General features: G+C 70.4%; 17 protein-coding genes. 13 read left to right on the top strand and 4 right to left on the bottom strand.

Features of this window, described 5'->3' with window-relative positions:
* Positions 1 to 5: 5 nt before the first annotated feature.
* Positions 6 to 4085: a discoidin domain-containing protein gene (locus OG266_RS05175; protein ID WP_371543218.1), complete on the bottom strand. Its 4080-nt coding sequence runs from the start codon at positions 4083 to 4085 to the stop codon at positions 6 to 8.
* A 340-nt stretch (positions 4086 to 4425) separates the two neighbouring features.
* Between OG266_RS05175 and OG266_RS05170 the strand changes: the two genes are divergently transcribed.
* The 12 genes from OG266_RS05170 to OG266_RS05115 all read left to right on the top strand — a co-directional run bounded on the left by OG266_RS05170 (position 4426) and on the right by OG266_RS05115 (position 17979).
* A complete protein-coding gene (locus OG266_RS05170) occupies positions 4426 to 6567 on the top strand; it encodes a glycoside hydrolase family 27 protein (protein WP_371543215.1) in 2142 nt (713 codons plus the stop codon).
* 115 nt (positions 6568 to 6682) lie between these two features.
* On the top strand, positions 6683 to 7972 hold the full coding sequence (locus OG266_RS05165; RefSeq protein ID WP_371543213.1) for an ABC transporter substrate-binding protein: 1290 nt from the start codon (positions 6683 to 6685) through the stop codon (positions 7970 to 7972).
* A 1-nt stretch (position 7973) separates the two neighbouring features.
* Positions 7974 to 8909: a sugar ABC transporter permease gene (locus OG266_RS05160; RefSeq protein ID WP_329544084.1), complete on the top strand. Its 936-nt coding sequence runs from the start codon at positions 7974 to 7976 to the stop codon at positions 8907 to 8909.
* Positions 8909 to 9757 carry a carbohydrate ABC transporter permease gene (locus OG266_RS05155; RefSeq protein WP_266472551.1) on the top strand — a complete coding sequence of 283 codons (849 nt, stop codon included), beginning with the start codon at positions 8909 to 8911 and terminating at the stop codon, positions 9755 to 9757. Before OG266_RS05160 ends, OG266_RS05155 begins: the two co-directional genes overlap by 1 nt.
* Positions 9754 to 11814: an alpha-galactosidase gene (locus OG266_RS05150; RefSeq protein WP_371543208.1), complete on the top strand. Its 2061-nt coding sequence runs from the start codon at positions 9754 to 9756 to the stop codon at positions 11812 to 11814. The genes OG266_RS05155 and OG266_RS05150 overlap by 4 nt, the downstream gene beginning before the upstream one ends.
* Positions 11815 to 11863: 49 nt before the next feature.
* Entirely contained in the window at positions 11864 to 12637 is a 774-nt protein-coding gene (locus OG266_RS05145; protein WP_371543206.1) for an SDR family NAD(P)-dependent oxidoreductase, read from the top strand.
* Positions 12638 to 12671: 34 nt separating this feature from the next.
* Positions 12672 to 13451, top strand: coding sequence for a FadR/GntR family transcriptional regulator (locus tag OG266_RS05140; protein WP_371543203.1), 780 nt, complete (start codon positions 12672 to 12674; stop codon positions 13449 to 13451).
* The gene (dgoD, locus tag OG266_RS05135) at positions 13448 to 14593 is read left to right on the top strand and encodes a galactonate dehydratase (RefSeq protein ID WP_371543201.1); all 1146 of its coding nucleotides are present in this window, start codon (positions 13448 to 13450) and stop codon (positions 14591 to 14593) included. Before OG266_RS05140 ends, dgoD begins: the two co-directional genes overlap by 4 nt.
* A complete protein-coding gene (locus OG266_RS05130) occupies positions 14590 to 15408 on the top strand; it encodes a hypothetical protein (RefSeq protein ID WP_371543198.1) in 819 nt (272 codons plus the stop codon). The genes dgoD and OG266_RS05130 overlap by 4 nt, the downstream gene beginning before the upstream one ends.
* Positions 15409 to 15437: 29 nt before the next feature.
* Entirely contained in the window at positions 15438 to 16070 is a 633-nt protein-coding gene (locus OG266_RS05125) for a bifunctional 4-hydroxy-2-oxoglutarate aldolase/2-dehydro-3-deoxy-phosphogluconate aldolase (protein ID WP_266472529.1), read from the top strand.
* A 44-nt stretch (positions 16071 to 16114) separates the two neighbouring features.
* Positions 16115 to 16993, top strand: a complete 879-nt coding sequence (locus OG266_RS05120) for an SMP-30/gluconolactonase/LRE family protein (RefSeq protein WP_266472526.1) — start codon at positions 16115 to 16117, stop codon at positions 16991 to 16993.
* Positions 16990 to 17979 carry a sugar kinase gene (locus OG266_RS05115; RefSeq protein ID WP_371543195.1) on the top strand — a complete coding sequence of 330 codons (990 nt, stop codon included), beginning with the start codon at positions 16990 to 16992 and terminating at the stop codon, positions 17977 to 17979. Before OG266_RS05120 ends, OG266_RS05115 begins: the two co-directional genes overlap by 4 nt.
* A 122-nt stretch (positions 17980 to 18101) precedes the next feature.
* Here the strand turns inward: OG266_RS05115 and OG266_RS05110 are convergent, their stop codons facing one another.
* Positions 18102 to 20321: an NADP-dependent isocitrate dehydrogenase gene (locus OG266_RS05110; RefSeq protein ID WP_371543192.1), complete on the bottom strand. Its 2220-nt coding sequence runs from the start codon at positions 20319 to 20321 to the stop codon at positions 18102 to 18104.
* A 308-nt stretch (positions 20322 to 20629) separates the two neighbouring features.
* Here OG266_RS05110 and OG266_RS05105 point away from each other — a divergent pair, with 308 nt between their 5' ends.
* Positions 20630 to 22180, top strand: a complete 1551-nt coding sequence (locus OG266_RS05105; protein WP_371543189.1) for a M1 family metallopeptidase — start codon at positions 20630 to 20632, stop codon at positions 22178 to 22180.
* Between the two features lie 42 nt (positions 22181 to 22222).
* Here the strand turns inward: OG266_RS05105 and OG266_RS05100 are convergent, their stop codons facing one another.
* Positions 22223 to 23308: a mechanosensitive ion channel family protein gene (locus OG266_RS05100; RefSeq protein ID WP_371543187.1), complete on the bottom strand. Its 1086-nt coding sequence runs from the start codon at positions 23306 to 23308 to the stop codon at positions 22223 to 22225.
* A gap of 141 nt (positions 23309 to 23449) precedes the next feature.
* A complete protein-coding gene (locus tag OG266_RS05095) occupies positions 23450 to 24244 on the bottom strand; it encodes a crotonase/enoyl-CoA hydratase family protein (RefSeq protein ID WP_371543184.1) in 795 nt (264 codons plus the stop codon).
* Between the last annotated feature and the right edge of the window lie 33 nt (positions 24245 to 24277).

Below are 24277 nucleotides of genomic sequence, written 5' to 3'. Positions count from 1 at the left end.
ACGACCTAGGGGCGCGCCATCGCGGAGGGGCTGTTGTACGCCTCGGCCTTGAGCAGCGGATGGTGTGAGGGCAGGGCCTGGGCGGGCCAGGACAAGGTGACGGTCTGTGACTCGCCGGGCAGCAGCCACAGGTAGTTGTGGCTGTAGAGCGTCGGCAGCACGCGATCGCCGGTCGTGTTGTCCAGCAGGGACAGCCGGACCATGGAGGCGACGGCCGCGCCGCGGTTGCGGATGGTGGCGGTCAGTTCGTGACGGGCCCCGGAACGGGACAGGCGTGTCACCGTCGCGGACAACTTCGCCTGCGGCGCCGTGGTCAGAGCCTCCATGGCGGCCGGAGTGCGATAGCGCCAGTAGGTGTTGTGCGACAGGACGCGGCCGGAACCGTTCTCCAGAGTCAGGCGCAGGAGGTGCAGGTCGGGCAGGTCGTCGGTCCAGGCGGCGGTGAACGCCTTCGCGGTGGCGGCCGGCGCCACGTCCAGTCGGGCGCTGTCGGCGGCGCGGAGTTGGCGACCCGACAGGTCGAGCAGTCGCGCGGTGACGGTGGCGTTCTTCAGGTCCTTCCGGGTGTGATTGACGGCGAGGACCTGTCCCTTGGGGTCGGCCTGGACGTGCAGTGGCTCGCAGGCCGTGCGGGCGCCGTAGTAGGTGCCGTTGACGTCGAAGTCGTAGTCGTAGGTCTGCCAGACCGTGCTGTGCCAGGCCGGGTGGGACATCCACAGCATGAGGCCGCTGGCGTTGTCCCACAGGTTCGCGTTCCATGCCTCGAACATGGCGCGGGTGTTCTCGTAGTTGACGAACTGGGCCTTGCGCGCGAAGTCGTCCAGGTCTTCGGCCTCTCCGAGGCGGGCTTCGACGGCGGCTTTGTACGTCTGGGGTGCCTGGTTCCCGCGTTCGCTCCAGTCGTGGTAGTACCACGCTCCGCGTATCGGCCACTCGGGTTCGTCGCCCGTCATGTTGCGCATGCTGGCGGCGGTGGAGACGACGGGCATGCCGATCTCGGTGTGGAAGCCGAAGTCCTTGCTGCCGTACGTGGACGGATCGAAGTACTTGTCCGGCTCGACCCAGCCGTACGGTCCGCCGCCGGTGATGATCCCGCCGGCCGAGTTGTTCTGGTAGAGGATGCCGGGGACCTGCTGTTCGACGGCCTCGCGCATGCCCTTGTCGATGGCGGCCGGCGGGTTGCCCTCGTTGGCTCCGCACCAGATGACCACGCTGGGGTGGATGCGGTAGCGCAGGACGGTGTCCCGCGCGATCGAGTTGAAGGCCTCGTGGTCCGGCGGGTCCATGGCCCACGCGTTGGGGAAGTCGTTCCACACCAGGATCCCGTGCTCGTCGCAGGCGGCGAAGAACTCCTCCCGGTCGCAGGTGCCCACCCAGTTGCGGATCATGGTGAAGTTCATGTCGCGGTGCATCCGTACGGCCGCGTCCATCCGCTCCGGCGGCATCCGGCGCAGCAGTTCGTCCCAGCCCCAGTTGCCGCCGCGGGCCAGGACCCGTACGCCGTTCACGCTGATCTTCAGCGGGTCGGGGGTGTTGGACACGGACTTCACGTCGGTCCAGGTGTCCGCGTCGTCGGACACCTGGATCACGTAGGTCTTCGGGTAGGCGGGCTCCCACAGGATCGCCACCCGGTCGAACTTCTTCGCGGAGCCCAGGTCGACCTGGATCCACTGGTGGTCCTCGTACTGGGAGGACCAGCGGGTTCCGGCATCGCCGTCGGTGGCGTGGGCGGCCGGGTGGTCGGACTCCTCGGTGGAGGCGGTCGCCTTCTGACGCAGGGCGAGGTCGGTGCCGGGCTCCGCGCTGTCGATGACGCCGAGGGACCACAGGGAGTTGCCCCAGCTCGTATTGCGCACCCCGCAGGCGATACGGACGTAACGGGCGGTGCGCGGAGCGAACTCCTCCACCTGCAGGCTGGCGTTGCCGCTGTTGAAGGGCAACGGCACCGCGCCGTTGTCCACCGACGCCACGTCGGTCCAGTCGGCGTCGTCGGCGGAGACCTGCACCAAGTACGTCTTGGCGTAAGCCTGTTCCCAGGTCAGGTCGACCCGGTCGAAGGACTGCGGAGACCCCAGGTCGACCCGGATCCACTGGTCGTCCTCGTAGGCCGAGGACCAGCGGGTGGCGGGATCGCCGTCGGTCACGTTGGCCGGGCCGTGGTCGTCACCGTCCTTGGTCGACGCGTCGGCGGGTGCGTACAGGGCGAGGTCGACGGAGGGCCGGGCGCTGTCGGACACGGCCAGGGTCCACAGCGAGTTGCCCCAACCGGAGGCCCTGGTCAGGCACTTGATGCGTACGTAGCGGGCCTGCTGCCGGTCGAAGGTCACGGACTGGGTGTAGGCGTCGCCGGAGGCGGTGAACGGCAGTGGCACCTCGTACTCGTAGCCGAACTGGCGGATGCCGAACCGGGTGGTGCGGCGGTCGCTCTCGGCGCCGTCGAGCGACGCGACCAGGGTGAGATCGTGCAGGGCGGGGTCGCCGAGCCCGTTGGGCCACCACAACTCGGGGTTGCGCAGCCGCAGTCGGCCGAAGGCGTCGGGGGTGAACGTGACGTCGATGCTCTCGCCGGCCGGCACGGTGACGACCTTGGACACCCGTACGCCGTCGAAGGCCGCGGAGACGGTCGCCCTGTGCTCCGCGGTGTCGGCGTTGCGGACCGGGACGACGATGGTCAGCTCGGCGACCGACACGTCGGGCAGGTTCGGCAGGAGGGTGTCGACACGTGGATCGCCGATCAGGACATGGCCGGTGGACCTCAGCCGGACGTGGTTCCAGATCCCGGCGGCCCGGTCGCGTACCGCGGGCATCCAGTCCCAGCCCGAAGAAGCCAGGTAGGTGGGGGAGTTGAGGTTCATCTGGTTGGCGCCCGCGTCCACCCAGGCCTCGCCCGCGGGGCCCTTGTCACCGGGGCTGCCGGGCACCGGCATCGGCGTGATCTTCACCGCGAGCGCGTTCGCGCCGCCCGGCGAGAGCAGCTTGGTCACGTCGTGGGCCGAGCGGGCGAAGGGATATGTCAGGTCGCCCACCTGCTGACCGTTGAGCCAGATGTCGGCCTTGTGGTTGATGCCGTCGAACTCGAGCCAGATGCGGCGCCCGGCTCCGGTGCGCAGACCGCGCGGCAGCTCGAAGTCCCGCTTGTACCACCACGCGTGCCGCGACAGGGCCTCGGGGACATGGAGGTTGTTCAGTCCGGCGACGGGATCGGGCAGCTTGCCCTGTTCCACGAGCGAGGCCAGGACCGTGCCGGGAACGGTGGCCGGCAGCCAGCCGCTCGTGTCGACCGTCGTCTTCGACAGGTCCTTGCCTTCGGCGTCGGCCCAGTCGTCCAGGGTCAGCCGCCAGCCGGACTCCACCGGCACCGTGCCGTCGTCGGCCACCACGAGCTTGGGCGCGGGTCCGGAGCGCGTGCCCCAGTCCGTCCAGCCGGTGGCCGACGGCCGGTGTCCCTTGGGGCTGCCGTAGACCTCGAAGGCGTTCAGGCCGAGTGGATTGGGGTTGGAGTGCCTGCGCGAGGTCATCCGCACCCAGCGTGCGGTGACCGGGCGCGGGAGCTGGATGTTCACCACTCCGCCGGTGCCCGCCGTCGTGCGGTACACGCTGGTCCAGGAGGCGCGGTCGGTCGACGTCTCGACCACGTACTCGACCGCGTAGCTGGACTGGATCTCCTTGCCCGTGGTGCCGTTGGCCGGATTGCCCGTGGTGGGGGGAGTGAACACCGGGTCGGCGGCATCGGCTTCGAACGTGAGGCGGATCCACGTGACCTCGCAGGCGGCCTGCAGGTCGATCGAGATCCACTGTGAGTCACCCGCGGCGGCTCGCCAGCCGCTGCCCCGCACTCCCGGCGAGGCGAGCCGGTCGACCACGAACGAGCCCGGGGTGGGCGCGTAGGCCGTCGAAGAGACCGTGACGGGGCGGTACAGCGCCAGTTCACGGGGTGTGGCGGGCGCGGCCGACGCGTCGGTGCCGGCAGCGGCGGCGGTCGACGCGGGCAACAGGGAACCAAGTCCGAACCCCGCCAGCAGGGTTGAGCCCGTGGTGACGAGGGAGCGTCGCGAGAGGCGTGGCGAGCTCGACTGATCTGTCATGAGCGTGATGTCCCATCAAAAGACAGCGGCGCGGGCCGGATACGACACGGCGCATGCGATGCCAACGGCTTGACAACGTTGCCAAAGGCTGTGACGTGAGGGGAGTTCTGTCAACCCCTGGTGCAGGTTTCGTCTCATGAGGCCGGGCCGGCGACGGGTGTTCTGCCCACCGTTCGGGGCGTCGCGGCGTCCGTCGGCAGCCTCTTTCTATTAAATTAGGAATTAATATTGACAGGGTTTCGGCCGCACGCCACAGTCTTCGCCGTGACGTCGACGGCCCCCTGCCGCTGCCAGCGGCCCGCGTCACGTCCTCATGCTTCCCAACCCTCGGGAGAGGCAAGTGACTTCACACCCGCAGGTCCGCACACCCGCGGCATCGAGACTGACCCGCCGTGCCACCGCGGTCGCGATCGCGACGGTACTGGCGGTGACCGCGGCCCCGACGGCCACGGCGCAGACCGCCGTCGACCAGGGCGCGCCCGAGTACTACGACAGCGGTCTGGCGCCCACGCCCTACATGGGCTGGAACACGTACTACGGGCTTGGCGCACCCACCGAAGAGCAGGTGCGTTCCGTCGCGGACGAGCTGGTCAGCAGCGGTCTGCGCGACAGCGGCTATGACATCGTGTGGCTGGACGGCGGCTGGCAGGCCGACAACCCGCGTGACGCGAATGGGCGGTTGGTCGCCCATCCGGACCGCTTTCCCTCCGGCATCCCGGCGTTGGTCTCCTACCTCCACAAGCGTGGCCTGAAAGCGGGCATCTACACCGACGCCGGCGCCTACGACGGCGGCAAGACCTGCGGCCTCGGCAGCAGAGGCCACTATGAGGAGGACGCCCGGCAGTTCGCCGGCTGGAAGATCGACGCTGTCAAGGTCGACTTCCTGTGCGGGATCGGCGCCAAGCTCGATCCGGGCCCGGCCTTCAAGGAGTTCAGCGACGCGGTGGCCAAGTCCGGCCGGAAGATGCTGCTGAACCTGTGCAACCCGCTCACCGACGACTGGGGCCTGCCGCACACGCCCGAGCAGGACGCGCACAACACGTACGTCTATGCCCCGACGATCGCCGATTCCTGGCGAACCGGCACGGACATCGCCTGGGGCACCCCGAGCCCCGGACAGTGGCCCAACGTGCTGCGCAACATGGACGCCAACGCCTGGCACCCGGAGGCGCAGGGGCCGGGCCACTACAACGACCCGGACTACCTCATCCCCATGCGGCAGATGGCCGACGGATCCGTCGAGTTGACGCAGGAGGAGTCCACCACGCAGTTCGTGATGTGGGCCGAGATGGGCTCGCCCCTCGTCCTCGGATCCGACCCGCGCACCCTGTCGGACCCGATGATCGAGACGCTGCGCAACCCGGAGATCATCGCCGTCGACCAGGACCCCCTCGCCATCCAGGGCGTACGGGTGGCCAGTGACTCCGTCGGCGACGTCTACAGCAAGGTTCTCGCGGGTGACGGGAGTCGCGCGGTCGTGCTGCTCAACCGCTCCGACACGCCTGTCGAACGCACAGTGCAGTTCGCCGATGTCGGGCTCGGCGGGCCGGTCCAGGTCCGCGACCTGCGGGCACGCGCCGATCGCGGCGCGCACACAGGGTCGTACACCGTCGAAGTCCCCGCGCACGGCACCGCGTTCCTGAAGCTGACCGGGGCGGACGCCCTGCCCGGTACGAGTCTGGGCGTGAAGGCCACGGCAAGCCCGGCCGTCGTCCGAGACGGTGACACGCTGACCACCTTCCTGCGGGGCCCGAACGGCTCGCTCGTCCAGCAGGCCGACGGCAGGACGAGGGATCTCGGCGGTCCCACGAAGGGCAGGATTCTCGGCCAGCCCGCCGCGTACGCCTCGGTCGGCGGCCGGATCGATGTCTTCGTGCGCGGCACCGACTCGCGGGTGTACCGGCGGGTCTTCGCCGACGGCCGCTGGGGCGCGTGGCAGAGCCTGGGCGGCCGGGTGACCGACGCGCCGTCGGTGGCGTTCACCGACCCCGGGCACTGGACGCTGTTCGCCACCGGCTCCGACGGACAGGTCGTGCAGCGCGGCCCGTCGACCGGATGGTCCTCGCTCGGCGCACCCGGTGACCGGCCGGTGTACGGGCGGCCGTCGGCCGTCGTCGACTCCCAGGGGCGGGTCCACGTGGCCGTACGCAGCGCGGCGGACGACGTGTGGACGCGGTCCCGGGAGGCATCGGGGGAGTGGTCGCAGTGGACGTCGCTCGGCGGGACCGTCGGCGGCAGCCCGACGCTGGTCGCCGTGGGGGATGCCGTGGGGGATGCCGTGGTGCTGTACGCGCGGGCCTCCGACTACACGCTCTGGCAGCAGCGGTACGAGAACGGTGCCTGGCAGGGCTGGACCAAGCGGCAGGAGTTCCCCAGCGCGGCCTTCGACGGCGCGCTCGGAGCGGTGGCCGGGCCGGGCGGCACGGTCGACGCGGTGTACCGCGGAGTCGACGGCTACGTGCACCGGACCCAGTTCAAATAAATTAGTAATTATTCTTGACGTGGCGTGAGTGCCACGCGAATCTGGATCAGCGCGAGCGGGGCCCGGCCGTCAGGAGGGCCTGCCCCGCCCGCGCGGGATCCACAAGGAGCCATTCATGACGAACTACCAGTCCAGCCGACGCCGGTTCCTCGCCGGACTCGGTGCCGCCGGGACGACGGCACTGCTCAGCGGCTGTGTCACCGACACCTCCTCCAGCAAGAGTTCCTCGAAGGGCGCGGTGACCCTCCAGTCCAACCTCTCCGCCCCGCAGGCCAAGGCCGCGATGGAGGACCTCGTCGCGGCGTTCGCCAAGAAGGGGTCCGCGCGCGCCAGCCTCAACACGGTCGCCGCGGAGACCTACCGCACCCAGCTGCCGACGTACCTCACCTCGGGCAACCCGCCGGACGTGTACACCTGGTACCCCGGTTCGGTGGCGGACGCCTACGCCAAGAAGGACCTGCTGCTCGACCTCGACGAGGTCTGGAGCTCCTCGCCCGACCTCAAGGGCTACTCCAAGGCGCTGAACTCGCTGTGCACCGCGAGCTCCGGCAAGAAGGTCTTCGTCCCCGCCACCTACTACTGGTGGGGCATGTTCTACCGGAAGTCCAACTTCGCCAAGTGGGGCGTGAGCGAGCCCAAGAGCTGGAACGACTTCCTCGACCTGTGCGACAAGCTCAAGAGCAAGGGTGTCGCCCCGATCGGCCTTGGCGCGGGCGGCGGAACGGCTTGGGTGGCCTCGGCCTGGTTCGACTACCTCGACATCCGTATCAACGGCGCCCAGTACCACCGCGAACTCCTGGCCGGGAAGCACCGGTTCGACGACCCCGAGGTCCGCAAGGTCTTCGACCGCTGGCAGGAGGTGCTGCCGTACTTCGACCCGGACGGCGCCGCCGTCGCCTTCCAGGACGCGACGACCTCCCTGCTCAACGGCCGCAGCGGCATGATGCTCATCGGCACCTTCTTCGCCGACGCGGCGCCCAAGGACGCCCTGGACGACATCGACTTCTTCCGCTTCCCCATCATCGACGCGAAGGTCCCGCTCGCCGAAGAGGCGCCCACCGACGGCTACTTCGCCAGCGCCCGCACCGGCCGCCGCGACCAGGTCGTCGACCTGATGAGCTACCTCGCCACCGCCGAGTCCCAGGAGATCTACATCAAGGGCTCGTCGGGCACCGTCCTGCCGTGCAACCCGAAGGCGAAGGACTCCGGCACCGCCCTGGTCAAGAAGGGCCGCGCGCACATCGAGGAGGCCGCCGAGATCACCCAGTTCTTCAACCGGGACTCCAGCGACGCCCTCCAGCCCACCGCGGACACCGCGCTGACCAAGTTCCTGGCCAAGCCGAAGGAGATCGGCAGCATCCTCACCGACTGGCAGCGCGACGCCGAGAAAATCTGGAACGCGTGACATGGCTGTTCTGACCGCGCCCGACCGGAAGTCCCCGGCACCGCCGTCGCCTCGCGGCAGGCGGACCGGGGGCCCCCGCCGTACACCCCCGCTGGTGCTCGCGTTCGTCCTCGTCCCGCTCCTCGTCGAGGCAGTGTGGGTGTTCTGGCCCGCTGTGCAGGGCTTCTACCTCGCCCTCACCCGCTGGGACGGTGTCTCCGCACCGCAGTTCGTCGGCCTGGACAACTTCCGGGAGATGGCCCACGACGAGGTCTTCCGCAGCGCGGCCGGCCACACCGTGCTGTGGCTCGTGCTCTTCGGCGGCCTGTCCGCCCTGCTCGGTCTGGCCGCCGCACTGCTGCTCCAGCAGGAGCGGCGCGGCGTCGGCTTCTACCGCGCGGCCCTGTTCCTGCCCGTCGTCTTCTCCCTGGTCGCCACCGCCCTCGTCTGGCAGGCGGTCTACCAGCCTGACGGCGTCCTCAACCAACTCCTCGAATCGGTCGGCCTGGGCAACCTGCGCCACGCCTGGCTCGCCGACCAGGACACCGCCCTGTACGCGGTGATCGTCCCCGCCCTGTGGCGCCAGATCGGCTACGTCATGGTCCTCTACCTCGCCGGCCTCAAAGGCATCGACCCGGCGCTGTACGAGGCGGCCAAGGTCGACGGCGCAAGCGCCTGGCAACGCCTCCGCCACGTCACACTGCCCCAACTCCGCAGTGTCAACGCCGTCGTCCTGTCCGTCATCGTCATCGACTCGCTGCGCTCCTTCGACGTCGTGTGGTCACTGACCCGCGGCGGCCCCTACCACTCGTCCGAACTGCTGAGCACCTACATGTACTCAACCGCCTTCCAGTCCCTGCGCCTTGGCTACGGCTCCGCACTCGCCGTCGTCATCTTCGTGCTGGCCTTCGGCGTCATCTGCTCCTACCTCGTCCGCGCGTTCCGGGAGGCCGACTGATGTCCGCCACTTCCACGGCCCTGCGCCGCAAGCGGGCCGCGACCGCCGGATTCCACCTGGGCGCCGGCGCGCTGTCCCTCCTGTGGCTACTGCCCATCGCCCTGGTCCTGGTGACCAGCCTGCGCTCCTTCGACGACATCGCCGCGCACGGCCTGGGCAGTTGGCCGCAGTCCTTCACCCTCGGCAACTACAGCCAGGCCTGGGTCGACGGCGGCCAGCAGCGCGCCCTGATCAACAGCCTGCTGGTCACCCTGCCATGCGTCGCGGTGACACTCGCGCTGGCCGCCATGGCCGCCTTCTCACTCAGCCGCTACGAACTGCCCTTCCGTCGCTCCCTGTTGCTGCTCATGCTCGGCGGCAATCTGCTCCCGCCGCAGATCCTGCTCATCCCGGTCTCCAAGCTCAGCGAGCTGATGGGCGTCTTCGACACCCTGCCCGCGCTGATCGGAGTGCAGATCGGCTTCGGCGTCGGCTTCTACGTCTTCGTCCTGCACGGCTTCATGCGCTCCATACCGGCCGAGATCCAGCAGGCGGCGGTCGTCGACGGCGCGGGCCCCTGGCAGATCTTCTGGCGGATCATCCTGCCGCTGACCCGCCCCGCCCTCGCGGCCCTCAGCGCGCTGTCCTTCACCTGGATCTTCAACGACCTGCTCTGGGCGATCACCGTGCTGCGCAGCGACACCAAGATGCCGATCACCGCGGCCCTCATCGGACTTCAGGGACAGTACGTGTCGATGTGGAACGTGATCGCCGCCGGTTCCGTCATCGCCGCCGTGCCCACCGTGGCCGTATTCCTGCGGTTCCAGAGGCACTTCGTGGCCGGGCTCAACCTGGGGGCGGTGAAGTGACGTACCAACGCTGGACCTTGCGCACGGAGAACACCAGCTACACCGTGCGCCTGTCGCCGGAAGGACAGTGGGCCGAACTCGACGCGTGGGGGCCGCTCGGGGTCGAGGACGGCCCGTCCGCCCTTGACCGGTCGAGGCGTACGCACTTCATCACGCCCGCCGACGCGGCGCCCGCCGAGTATCTGCCGTACGGGCTACGGCCGTTCACCGGATCCGAGCTGCTGGCCTCGCGGCCGGACGAGGCGCCGGGAGTGTGGTGGGAGTTCGCCGGGGCGGAGGAGGAATCGGGCGCGCTGCGCCTCACCTTCAGCGACGAGCTGCTTGGCCTGCGTACCGTCCTCTGCTACGAACCCGTCCCGGGCACGGACGTGATCCTGCGCTGGACCGAGTTCACCGCCACGGAGGAACTGCGCCTGGAGCGCCTCGACTCGGCCGCCGTGAACATCCCCGTCACCGGAACCGCCCGCCTGACGTACCTGACCGGTCAGTGGTCGCAGGAGTTCCAGCGCACCCAACTCGACCTGACCAGAGGCACGTTCACCATGGGAAGTCTTCAGGGCGCGCCCGGACACGCGTACGCTCCCTGGCTCGCCGTACAGGACGGGGAGGCGGAGGCCGCCTACGGCATCGCCCTCGAATGGCCGGGCAACTGGCACATCACCGCGGAGGCCGAGCCGGGCGGCAGCGTGCGCGTCCGAGCCGGACGGGTCCCGCACGAGGGCGTCGTACACCTGGCCCCCGGCGACACCCTCACCACCCCCCGCCTCGCCTGCGCCTTCAGCCCCGACGGCCTCGACGGCCTCTCCCGTGTCTGGCACCGCTACGAACGCCACCTCTCGGGCGAGCGGCTGCATCGTCCCCGCAAGGTCCTCTACAACTCCTGGGAGGCCACCGGCTTCGACGTCGACGCGGCCGGCCAACTGGAGCTGGCCAAGCTGGCCGCCGACATCGGCGCCGAACTGTTCGTCGTCGACGACGGCTGGTTCACCGGGCGGGCCGACGACACCGGGGGGCTGGGCGACTGGTTCCCGGATCCGGCGGCGTTCCCTCGGGGCTTCGGCCAATTCGTGCAGGACGTCAGGGCGTTGGGGCTGGACTTCGGCCTGTGGGTCGAGCCCGAGGCCGTCAGCCCGAAGAGCCGCCTCTACGCCGAACACCCCGAGTGGGTCTACCGGATCGAGGGCCGCCCCACCCGCCTGGTCCGCAACCAACTGCTGCTCGACCTGGGCCGGACCGACGTCCAGGACTTCGTCATCGGCACGCTCGACAGGCTCCTCACCGACCACGCCGTCGGCTATCTGAAGTGGGACATGAACCGTCCGCCCACCGAGCGCGGGCGCCCCGGTGCCGGCCGTGCCGACCTGGACGCGGAGCATGTCGCCGGGTACCTGCGCGTCCTGGACCACCTGCGCGCCGCCCATCCCGAGGTCACCGTCGAGGGCTGCGCGGGCGGCGGCGGACGTATCGAGCACGCGACCATCGCCCGCACCGACGTGGTGTGGCCCAGCGACAACACGGCCCCGCTGGACCGACTGTCCATCCAGCACGGCTTCCTGCAGGCCCATGCCCCGCACGTCATGAGCTCCTGGGTCACCGACGCTCCCGGAGTCTTCGACCCGCGCCCGCGCAGCCTCGCCTTCCGCTTCGTCAACGCCATCTGCGGGGTGCTCGGAATCGGCGCCGACCTGCGCGCCTGGACACCGGAGGAACGGGCCGAGGCCGCCGGGTGGATCGCCCGGTACAAGGAGGTGCGGGACGTCATTCACCTTGGCGAGGCCCGGCTCCTCGGCACACCGGACGACAGCACCTGCGGCGTGCAGTACGACCTCGACGACCGTACGGTCGTCGCCGCGCTCGGCACCGGTCGGCTCGACGGGGCCCCACTTCTGCCCGGACGGCCCGACCGGCTGCGGCTGCGGGGCCTGGACCCGGCGGCGCGCTACCACGACACCGCGACGGGGACGACGTACAGCGGAGCCCATCTGCTCCACTACGGGCTGCCGTTCGCGTGGAGTGCCGAGCGCGACGCCGAGCTGGTGGTGCTGATACGCCAGTAGGACCGCATATGTTTCCCTCGTCCCTCCGGCAAAGGAGCAGAACCCCACGATGGACCAGCCTGTACGACGGCACGGCGCCCGTTTCACCGGCCGCACGGCCGTGGTCACCGGAGCGGCCTCCGGCATCGGAGCCGCCACGGCCGTACGCCTCGCCGAGGAAGGAGCCGCCGTCGTGCTCGCCGACGTGTCCGAGGAGAGGGGCGAGGCCGTGGCGGAGCGGATCGGCAAGGACGGCGGGCGGGCCCGGTTCGTGGTCGCCGACGTCGCGGCCGAGGAGGACTGGGCCCGGGTCGTCGCCGCGGCGCACACCTTCGGACCGGTGGACGTCCTCGTCAGCAACGCCTTCACCGTCGACGTCGCCCCCGCCCACGAGATGTCCCTCGCTTCATGGCAGCGGCAGCTCGACGTCAACCTCACCGGCAGCTTCCTCGGCTTCCGGGCCGTGCTGCCCGATCTGCGGGACCGGCGGGGCGCGGTCGTCCTGACCTCGTCCGTCCACGCGCACAAGGGCATCCCCGGCCATCCCGCCTACGCCGCCTCCAAGGGCGCCCTGCTGTCCCTGTGCGGCCAACTCGCCGTCGAGTACGGGCCCGAGGTACGCGTCAACGCCGTCCTGCCGGGCCCGGTCCTGACCGCCGCCTGGGACAGGGTCCCGCCCGAGGACCGGGAACGCAGCATCGCCGAGACGGCGGTGCGCCGCTTCGGCTCGCCCGAGGAGGTGGCCGCGGCCATCGCCTTCCTCAGCGCCGACGAGGCCTCCTTCATCACCGGGACGAGCCTTGTCGTGGACGGCGGCTGGAGCGTCGTCAAGGCCTCCGCATGACCACGCTCCCTCAACAGCAGAAAGGCTGTACGACATGACGCCCTATGCCCGTCGCGGGGTGCACGGCCAGACCGTGGAACTCCTCGCCCGCCGCATCCTGGGCGGTGAGATCCCCGAGGGGGCCACGCTGGACCTGGTGGCGCTGCAGAGCGAGCTGGACGTGAGCCTGACCGCGCTGCGCGAGTCGCTCAAGGTGCTCGCCGCCAAGGGAATGGTCGACGCCCGCCAGAAGCGCGGCACCTTCGTGCGCTCCCGGGCCGAGTGGAACCTGCTCGACGCCGACGTACTGCGCTGGCAGTTCGAGGGCGGCTCCACCACTGCCTCCGACCGGGCACTGCTGCACAACCTCGCCGAAGTACGCACCATCATCGAACCCGCCGCCGTCCGCCTGGCCGCCGAGCGCCGCACCGACGCGGACCTGGCCGCCCTGGACGGCGCCCTGGACGCGATGGGGGAGCGGGACGGCAACGCCGCGCACGCCGTCGAGGCCGACCTCGCCTTCCACCGCGCCCTGCTCGCCGCCACCCACAACGAACTCCTCGAACGCATGGAGATGGTGATCGAGTCCGGCCTGGCCCACCGCGACCGCATCGTGCACAGCTCCCCGCACAGCGAGGACCCGGTCCCGTCCCACCGTGCCGTCCTGGACGCCGTACGCGACCGGGACCCGGCGGCCGCCGAGGCCGCGATGCGTGCCCTCCTCGACCAGGCCGGCCGCGATCTGGACCGCGTCGGCGACTCCGACTCCGACTCCGAATCAGATTCCGGCTCGGTTTCCGATTCCGATTCCGTGGAAGGCTCCCGCTCCCAGTGAAGATCACCCGCATCGAGACCTTCCTGGTCCGGCCCCGCTGGCTGTTCTGCCGCGTCGAGACCGACGACGGTGTGGTCGGCTGGGGCGAACCGGTCGTCGAAGGGCGCGCCGAGGTGGTCCGTGCCGCCGTCGACGTCCTGGCCGAACACCTCGTCGGCCAGGACCCGTTGCGCATCCAGGACCACTGGCAGGTGCTGACCAAGGGCGGCTTCTACCGGGGCGGCCCGGTCCTCTCCAGTGCCGTCGCCGGCCTCGACCAGGCCCTGTGGGACATCGCCGGGAAGACGTACGGCGCTCCCGTGCACGCCCTCCTCGGCGGCCCGGTGCGCGACCGCGTCCGGGTCTACGCCTGGGTGGGCGGTGACGAACCCGCCGAACTGAGCGAGCAGATAGCCGCCCAGGTCGAGGCGGGTTTCACCGCGGTGAAGATGAACGCCGCCGGAGCCACGTCGCCGGTCCCCACCGCCGCCGAGACCGCCGCGATCGTCGCCCGCGTGTCCGCCGCCCGCGAGGCACTCGGCCCGGACCGCGATGTCGCCGTCGACTTCCACGGCCGCTTCACCGCCGCCGGCGCCCGCCGCGTCCTCGCCGAACTCGCCCCGCTGCACCCGCTGTTCGTCGAGGAACCCGTCCTCCCGGAGCACGGCCATCTGCTGGCAGGGCTGGTCGCCGCGAGCCCCGTACCGCTCGCCACCGGTGAACGCCTCTACGGACGCGCCGAGTTCCTGCCCGTGCTCGCCGCAGGCGTGGCGGTCGCCCAGCCGGACCTGTCCCACGCCGGCGGCATCTCGGAGGTGCACCGCATCGCCTCGCTCGCCGAGACATACGGCGCCCAGCTCGCCCCACACTGCCCGCTCGGCCCGATCGCACTTGCGGCCAGCCTTCAAGTCGCCTTCGCCACCCCGAACTTCCTGATCCAGGAGCAGAGCCGCGGCATCCACTACAACAAGGACGCCGACCTGCTGTCGTACGTGGTCGACCCCGAGCCGTTCCGGTTCGTCGATGGCCATGCCGCCCGCAGCGACGCCCCTGGCCTCGGCATCACCGTCGACGAAGCCGCCGTACGCGCCGCCGACCGCACCGGGCATGCCTGGCGCAACCCGGTGTGGCGGCACCCCGACGGCTCCTTCGCGGAGTGGTGAGCGTGCCGCTGGACATCGTCACCGACCTTGCGTACGGCGGCCGTTGGACGTCTCTGCGTACGGCCGGCCGGGAATGGCTGTGGCGGCGCGAGGCACCCGAGCGGGAGGGTGTGTCGCCCGGCGATCCCTTCGTGGACGCGGGCGGCCTTGAGGAGTGCATCCCGACCGTCCGCGGCACCCCGGACCACGGCGACGCCTGGGCACGGCCCTGGACGCGAGAAGGGGACAGCGACGTCGTCCACTGCGACCGCTTCACCCTGACCCGTACGATCCGCGCCACCACCGACGGAGCCCAGGCCGACTACGTGCTGACGGCAGACCCGGGCTTCCGCTTCGTGTGGGCCGCCCATGCCCTGCTCGACCTCTCCGACGGCGCGTCGGTGCACACCCGCGACGGAGCGAGCACGCGCCTCTTTCCCGAAGCGGCCCCGCTGTTGGACCGGGCGTGGCCGAAGGGCGCCGCCTGGGTGGAGGGAAACTGGCCCGCGCCCTGCGGACTGCGCCTGGACCGGTTCGGGCCGGTCGACGGCACCGCGGTCGGAGCGGTCGTGGACGCTTCCGGCTGCTGTGTCCACGATCACCCGGACCGTCTGTCGCTGGCTCTCGAAGCCGACGGGCAGCCGATGTCCATCGCGCTGTGGCGCAACCTGGGCGGCTTCCCGGCCGTGCACCCCTACCGCAGTACGGGCGTCGAGCCGATGCTCGGCCGCGTCTTCGACCTTTCCGAGGCAGGCCCGGGTGACGCCGCCCGGGTACCCGCGTCCGGCGAGGTGCGGTGGCGGCTGACGCTGACCACGACCTGCCGCTGCCCCTGAACCGGCCCTGTGTGACAAGGAGTTCGTCCATGGATCTTCAAGCGGCCCTGGCCGCCCACCGTCTGGTCGCGATCGTGCGCGGAGACGACCCCGAGGCTGCGATACGTACCGTGCTGACCCTCGCCGACGAAGGCGTCGAGCTGATCGAGGTGTCCCTGAGCGGCAAGGACGCCCTGTCCGTCATCGAGCGGGCACGCGAAGCACTCGGCCCCGACCGGACCCTCGGCGCCGGCACCGTCCTGACCGCCGAGGACGCTCGTGCCGCCCAGCGTGCCGGGGCGGACTTCGTCGTCACTCCCGGGCTCGGGGACGGTATCGGCGCGGCGCATGAGCTCGGCCTGCCGGTGCTGGCCGGGGTGATGACCCCGACCGAAATCCTGGCCGCCCGTACCCTCGGGGCTGCCGGGCTGAAGATCTTCCCGGCCGCGGAGGCCGGAGGCCCCGCCTACCTCAAGGCCTTGCGCGGCCCGTTCCCGCACGAGCTGTTCGTGCCGGTCGGCGGTGTCGACGAGGCGGCCGCCCGGGCGTACTTGGCCGCCGGAGCAACCGCGGTCGGAGTCGGCTCGCCCCTGATCGGTGACGCTGCCGACGGCGGCAGCCTGACCGAGCTGCGGGACCGCGCACGCGCCTTCCTCACCGTCGTACAGGAGGGCGCGCCGTGACCGAAGCCGCATCGCATGCTGAAGACGCGAGAGACGCGAGAGACGTGAGAGCCGAAGCCCTCCGCCCCGACCGCCTGGAACTCGGGGAGGGCATCCGCTGGACGGAGCGCGGCCTCGTCCTCGTGGACATCCTCGCCGGCCGACTGCTGATCGCCCCCGACAACCCGACCGCCCCACTCAAGCAGCTGGCCCAACTACCCGTTCCCCTGGGCGCGGTGGCCCCCGTCGCCGGTGATCCCGGCACCTGGATCGCCGCTGCGGGCACCGGGATCTGCCTGCTCACCCCCAACGGATCGACGCGGTGGCTGGCACAGCCGGAAGCGGACGCCCCACGGCCCATGCGCATGAACGACGCGACCGCAGATCCGTACGGCCGCTTCTGGGCGGGCAGCATGGCCTACGACGCCCACGAAGGAGCCGGTTCCCTCTACCGGGTCGACCACGACGGCACGGTGACCCGTGTCCTCGACGGCATCACGGTGCCGAACGGGCCGGCGTTCACGGCCGACGGCGACACCATGTACCTGGCCGACAGCGCCCGAGGAGTCGTCCGGCGTTACCCGGTCGACCCGGCCACCGCCGACCTTGGGACCCCGGAGGTGTTCGTCACCGTCGACGAAGGCAGCCCCGACGGCATGGCGGTGGACGCCGAAGGCGCGGTGTGGGTCGCGGTGTGGGGCACGGGAACCGTACGCCGGTATCTGCCGGACGGCCGCCTCGACCGCACACTGCGGCTGCCCGCACTGCAGCCCGCCGGCGTATGTCTGCAAGAGGACCTCCTCCACATCACGACCGCCCATGTGGGACTCGCCGCGCCCGGCCCTTACGACGGCGCCGTGTTCACCGCCCGGGTCGACGTGCCGGGCGGGCCGGCGGACGCCTACCGTCGCCATGGCTCAACCTCGGCTCCGGAGGCGTCATGACGAGCGTCTGGCGGCCTGCCGAAGGACCCGTGGTGTGCATCGGGGAAACCATGGCCGCTCTGGCCCCCGCCCCGTCCCAGTCACTGGAGACGGCCGAAGACCTGCGTGTGTCGGTGGCCGGGGCGGAGTCGAACGTGGCGATGTACCTGGCGGACCTGGGCGTCCCCGTCTCCTGGCTCTCCGCACTCGGCGACGACGCGCTGGGGCGGCGGGTGCGCGCCGCGGTCGGTGCGGCCGGCGTCGACGTCAGCGGCGTGCGCTTCGACCAGGACCGGCCCACGGGCCTGCTCGTGAAGGACCCAGCCGGCACCCGTACCCGCGTCCACTACTACCGCGGCAACTCGGCGGCCTCGGCCCTGGGCCCCGACGTACTGGACGACGACAAACTCAGGTCGGCGTCCGTCGTACATCTCACGGGCGTGACCGCGGCCTTGTCCCCGTCCTGCCGGATCCTGGTCGAAGAGGCGCTCGCCACCCCGCCGAGCGAGCGTTCCTACGCCATCAGTTTCGACGTCAACCACCGCCCTGCGCTGTGGCCGCCAGGGACGGCCGCCCCTGTACTCCGAGACCTGGCCGACCGCGCCGACATCACGTTCGTCGGCCTCGACGAGGCCCAGGAACTATGGGACCCCGGCCTCCAACCGGCCGACGTACGGGAGCTGTTGCCGCACCCGCGTCTCCTCGTCGTCAAGGACGGCAGCCGTACGGCCACTGCCTTCAGCGACGAAGGCACCTGGACCGTGCCCGCTCTGCGCACGGACGTGGTGGAGCCCGTTGGCGCGGGCGACGCCTTCGCCGCCGGATTCCTGACCGGCCTGCTGCGCGGCGGGGACATGCAGAGCGCGCTGCGGCTCGGACACATCACGGCCACGTCGGCACTGAAGGTGACGGGTGATCATGGTCCTTTGCCGCACAGGGCCCGGATCAAACGGCTCCTCGACCTCCCGGCGCAGGAGTGGGCGGCAGAGGGCTGCGGGCGCCCCTGACAACGGCCGTTGCAACACCCCTGATCGAGCCACGCACAGAACCGCCTGCAAACCGAACCGCCCCGGCCGGAAGATCCGGCCGGGGCGGCACAAGTCGCGGACGAGAGGCCGCAGGCGACGCGTCAGGCGAGAGTCGCGAGCGTCTCGTTCCAGGTCGCCGACGGGCGCATGATCTTGGCGGCCTTGGCGGGGTCGGGCTGGTAGTAGCCGCCGATGTCGGCGGGGGAGCCCTGAACCGCGTTCAGCTCGTCGACGATCGTCTGCTCCTGCGCGCTCAGCGTCTCGGCGAGCGGGGCGAACGCCTTGGCGAGGTCCGAGTCATCGGTCTGCTGCGCCAGCTCCTGCGCCCAGTACAGGGACAGGAAGAAGTGGCTGCCGCGGTTGTCGATGCCGCCGACACGGCGGGTCGGCGACTTGTCCTCGTTGAGGAAGGTCGCCGTCGCGCGGTCGAGGGTGTCGGCGAGGACCTGGGCGCGCGCGTTGCCCGTGGTCGTCGCGAGGTGCTCGAAGCTGGACGCCAGCGCGAGGAACTCGCCGAGGCTGTCCCAGCGCAGGTAGTTCTCCTTGACGAGCTGCTGCACGTGCTTCGGCGCGGAGCCGCCGGCGCCCGTCTCGAAGAGGCCGCCGCCCGCCATCAGTGGGACGATCGACAGCATCTTGGCGCTGGTGCCCAGCTCCAGGATCGGGAACAGGTCGGTCAGGTAGTCACGCAGTACGTTGCCGGTGACGGAGATCGTGTTCTCGCCGCGGCGGATGCGCTCCACGGAGAGCTTGGTCGCGTCCTCCGGGGACAGGATGCGGATGTCCAGGCCCTCGGTGTCGTGCTCCGGCAGGTACCGCTTGACCTTCTCGATCAGCACGGCGTCGTGCGCGCGGGTCTTGTCCAGCCAGAACACCGTCGGCTCGCCGGTGGCGCGGGCGCGGGTGACGGCCAGCTTCACCCAGTCCTTGATCGGGGCGTCCTTGGTCTGGCAGGCGCGGAAGATGTCGCCGGCGGAGACGGCCTGCTCCAGGACGACGTTCCCGGCCTCGTCGACGAGGCGGACCGTACCGGTGGTCGCGATCTCGAAGGTCTTGTCGTGGCTGCCGTACTCCTCGGCCTTCTGCGCCATCAGACCGACGTTCGGGACCGTGCCCATGGTCGACGGGTCGAAGGCGCCGTTGGCGCGGCAGTCGTCGAGGACGACCTGGTAGACGCCGGAGTAGCTGCTGTCCGGGAGGACGGCGAGGGTGTCGTGCTCCTGGCCGTCGGCGCCCCACATGTGGCCGGAGGTGCGGATCATCGCCGGCATGGACGCGTCGACGATCACGTCGGACGGCACGTGCAGGTTGGTGATGCCCTTGTCGGAGTCGACCATCGCCAGCTCCGGGCCCTCGGCGAGCTCGGCGTCGAAGGACGCCTTGATCTCGGCGGCCTCGGGCAGCGACTCGACGCCCTTGAAGATGCCGCCCAGACCGTCGTTCGGGGTCAGACCGGCGGCGGCGAAGGTCTCGCCGTACTTCGCGAACGTCTTAGGGAAGAAGGCGCGCACGACGTGACCGAAGATGATCGGGTCCGAGACCTTCATCATCGTGGCCTTGAGGTGCACCGAGAACAGCACGCCCTCGGCCTTGGCGCGGGCGATCTGCGCCGTGAGGAACTCGCGCAGCGGCGCGACGTGCAGGACGGACGCGTCCACGACCTCGTCCGCGAGCACGGGTACGGACTCGCGCAGCACGGTGGTGGAGCCGTCGTCACCGGCCAGCTCGATACGGAGCGAGCCGGGCGCGGAGATCACCGCGGACTTCTCGGTGGAGCGGAAGTCGTCGACGCCCATGGTCGCGACGTTCGTCTTGGACTCGGACGACCACTTGCCCATGCGGTGCGGGTGGGTCTTCGCGTAGTTCTTGACCGACGCGGGGGCGCGGCGGTCGGAGTTGCCCTCGCGCAGGACCGGGTTCACGGCACTGCCCTTGACCTTGTCGTAACGGGCGCGGATGTCGCGCTCCTCGTCCGACTTCGGGTCCTCCGGGTAGTCCGGAAGCGCGTAGCCCTGCCCCTGCAGCTCGACGACCGCGGCCTTCAGCTGGGGGACCGAGGCCGAGACGTTCGGCAGCTTGATGATGTTCGCACCGGGCGTCTTCGCCAGCTCACCGAGCTCCGCGAGCGCGTCCGGGATGCGCTGACCCTCCTCCAGGAACTCCGGGAAGAGGGCGATGATGCGCCCGGCCAGCGAGATGTCACGGGTCTCCACAGTGACACCCGCCTGCGAGGCGTACGCCTGGACCACCGGCAGGAACGAATATGTCGCCAGGGCCGGGGCCTCGTCAGTGTGCGTGTAAATGATGGTCGAGTCAGTCACCGGGTGCTCCGCTCCACGTCTGCAACATTGCTCGACATCAAGATATCTCGTGAGTGACCCCGGCTCGACAGGGGTCTGCCCGGGCCGGGTGAACAGTGCCCTCAGACCGCGACCAATCGGACGGCCGAGGCACGAGTGAACACAGGAATGGCAAGTGAATGCAGGAAGTGGCGCGCCGGAGGCAACCACACTCCTCGATCTTGCGGTCAAGCAAGGAGATCGATTCTTCAGTCCCGCAAGAAGATCGTCCACCTGCTCCGACGGCAGGGCGCCTGCCCCGGCCCCGGCCGTCCCGACGAAAGCGAACCATGAGATATCGCACCAGAGTGACGGCCCCCGCTGCCGCCCTGCTCGGCACGGCCGCCGCGCTCGCCGTGGGATCCCCGGCCCACGCGCAGACCCCGGCCTTACGGAGTGAGGGCACCCCGGGCGCGGAGACCCTCGGCGACCCGGTCTTCCCGGCCCTCGGCAACGACGGCTACCGCGTGACCGCGTACCACCTCGACTTCTCCTACGACGCGACGACCCAGCTCGTCGAGGCCAGCGCGACCCTCACGCTCAGCACCACTCAGGCCCTTTCCCGCTTCTCGCTCGACTCACTCGGCCTGGACATCCACGCCGTGCGGGTCGCCGGGCGCCCGGCCACCTTCGAGCAGGTGGACGAGAAGCTGCGCGTCACGCCCGCACGGACCCTGCCGGAGCAGGCCCGGGTCACCGTCTGCGTCGAGTACTCCGCCGACCCGCGCAAGACGCTCGCGCACACCGCCTGGGTCCCGACACCCGACGGATTCGCGGTGTGCCCCCAGCCGGACTCGGCGCACACCGTCTTCCCGTGCAACGACCACCCCTTGGACAAGGCGGCCTTCAGCTTCCGGATCACCGTCCCCGCCGGCCTGCGCGGCGTCGCGAGCGGCAGCCTGGTGCGCACGGAGAGCCTGGACGGCGACCGGACCGCGTACACGTACGTCTCCCGCTCCCCGATAGCCACCGAGCTGGTGCAGATCACGGTCGGCGACTACGTGGTGAAGGACCGGCAGGGCCCGAACGGGCTGCCGCTGCGTGACGTCGTCCCGACCGCGCGGGCCGCCGCCCTGGAACCCGCGCTCGCCCTGACCCCCGGCCTGGTCCAGTGGCTGGAGCAGCGGCTCGGCGCCTTCCCGTTCGAGACGTACGGCCTGCTGCCGTGCAACACGGACGCTGCGAACGCCTTCGACTTCACGGGCCTGGAGACGCAGACCCTCACGCTGTACAAGCCGAACTTCCTGCTCCAGGCGGAGAAGAGCATCGGCTCGCACATGATGCACGAGCTGGTCCACTCCTGGTTCGGCAACAGCGTCAGCCCCGCCACCTGGGCCGACCTGTGGCTGAACGAGGGCCACGCGGACTTCTACGGACTGCTGTACCGCTACGAGCGCGGCTGGACCGACTCGCTCGGCCTGACCACCATGGAAGCCCGCATGAAGGACACGTACGCCAGGGGCGACCTGTGGCGGAAGTCCTCCGGACCGGTCGCCGCCCCCAACGCGGCCAACCTCTTCGACAGCCAGCGCTACCTGGGCGGCGTACTCGTCCTGTACGCGCTGCGCGAGCTCGTCGGGGAGGACGTCTTCAGCCGCATCGAGCGCACCTTCCTGGAGCGCTACCGCGACTCCGCCGCGAGTACCGCGAACTACATCGCGGTCGCCTCCGAGGTCTCGGGGCAGGACCAGTCCGGCTTCCTGACGGACTGGCTGTACGGGACGAAGACGCCGCGGATGCCGAACCACCCCGACTGGACGGTCACCCCGGTGCCCTCGACCCTGGTCGCCCCCCGCAACCGCGAGCCCGGCCACTACCCCGACTCGTCCGCCACCCTGTGACGACTTGAGGCACGGAGCCGGGCGGGCTCGCTGCGCCCGGCTCTACACCCGTGTCGTGGAGTCCCGCTGCTGCGGGATGCCCGACTGGAGGACCTCCGCTCCACCCGGCTGCAGGGCCACCGTCCGCGCGGGCGCCGGAATCCGGATGCCCTCGTCCCGGTACCGCTTGTGCAGGCGCTTGATGAACTCGTGCTTGATCCGGTACTGGTCGCTGAACTCGCCCACGCCGAGGATCACGGTGAAGCTGATGCGGGAGTCACCGAAGGTGTGGAAGCGGATGGCGGGTTCGTGGTCGGGGACGGCGCCGGCGATCTCCGTCATGACCTCGGCGATGACCTCGCTGGTCACGCGCTCGACGTGGTCGAGGTCGCTGTCATAGCCGACGCCCACCTGGACGAGGAGCGTCATCTGCTGCTCGGGCCGGTTGAAGTTGGTCATGTTGGTGCCCGCGAGCTGGGCGTTGGGGATGATGACCAGGTTGTTGGAGAGCTGACGGACCGTGGTGTTGCGCCAGTTGATGTCGACGACGTAGCCCTCCTCACCGCTGCTGAGGCGGATGTAGTCGCCGGGCTGGATCGTCTTCGAGGCGAGGATGTGCACACCCGCGAAGAGGTTGGCGAGGGTGTCCTGGAGGGCCAGCGCGACCGCAAGACCGCCCACGCCCAGGGCTGTGAGCAGCGGGGCTATGGAGATGCCCAGCGTCTGCAGCATGACGAGGAAGCCCATCGCCAGCACCACGACCCGGGTGATGTTGACGAAGATGGTGGCCGAGCCGGCGACGCCCGACCGGGACTGGGCCAGCGACCGGACCAGGCCCGCGATGAACCGGGCCGCGGCGATCGTCGAGACCAGGATGAGGAGCACGGTCAGCGTCCGGTTGACGTTGTGCCCGACCGACGAGTTGAGCGGAAGTACAGCCGCTGCCGACGCGATTCCTCCGGCAACGGCCGCCGCGGGTACGAGAGTTCGCAGCGCGGCGACGATGAGGTCGTCGCCGCTCCAGTTGGTGCGCAGCGCGTGCTTGCCGAGCCAGCGCAGCAACATGCGCGACAGGAACGCCGCGATGAGGCCCGCGACCACGGCGATGCCGGCGATCATCCAGTCGTCCAGGGTGAGAGTGCGGTTCATCGCCCGCCTCCCGTGCGTCCGAAGGGAAGGCCCGCGGGCCGGATGTGATGTGTCGTCACTTGCCACCTGCTCGAATCCGGGAATGCGCGATCATGCCCGGACTGGTGTTCGTCATCCGGGACGACCGCTCATCCTGCCGCATCAGCGGGCATGTCCGTCACCAGCAGTTGTGCGGGACGAACGAAACGAGCCGTGCCGCCCGGCCCCCGACGCGAACCGCGCGGCGCCCTCCAGGCTCTCGGTCAGCACACCCATCCCGTGCCGGAGTTCGCCGCGCATCGCGGCGGTCTCGACCAGGCCTTCCTGGTCGAGGACGGAGGCGCGGTCGCTACGAAGGCAGGCCTGTGGGAAGTCGGCGATGTCGGCGGCCAGTTCCTCGGCCGCGGCGCGGGCGCGGCCGGTCGGCACCAGGCGGTTGGCGAGGCCCATCTCGTACGCCTCGGGGGCTGGCACCGGACGGCCGGTGAGGATCATGTCCATCGCGCGGCCCGCGCCGATGAGCCGGGGGAGCCGCACCGTGCCTCCGTCGATGAGCGGTACGCCCCAGCGGCGGCAGAACACCCCGAAGGCGGCGTCCTCCTCGGCGACCCGCAGATCGCACCAGAGCGCCAGCTCCAGCCCCCCGGCCACCGCATGCCCGGCGACCGCCGCGATCACCGGCTTGGACAGCCGCAGCCGGGTGGGCCCCATCGGCCCGTCGCCGTCCTCGGCCACCCGGTTGCCGTGCTCGGTACCGATCGCCTTGAGGTCCGCACCCGCACAGAACGTGCCGCCCTCGCCCCACAGCACCGCCACCCTGGCCGACGCATCGGCCTCGAACTCCCGGAAGGCATCGGCGAGTTCGACGGCCGTGGGCCCGTCCACGGCGTTCCGGGCCTCGGGACGGGAGAGGACGACCGTGGTGACGTAACCCTGACGCTCGATCCGGACCGGCATCGCTGACCCCTTCACCCGGGCTGCTTTATGCCG

Origin of the sequence: Streptomyces sp. NBC_00554, assembly GCF_041431135.1 — a bacterium.
Lineage (GTDB): Bacteria > Actinomycetota > Actinomycetes > Streptomycetales > Streptomycetaceae > Streptomyces.
This window is presented reverse-complemented; position numbering and strand designations above follow the sequence as displayed.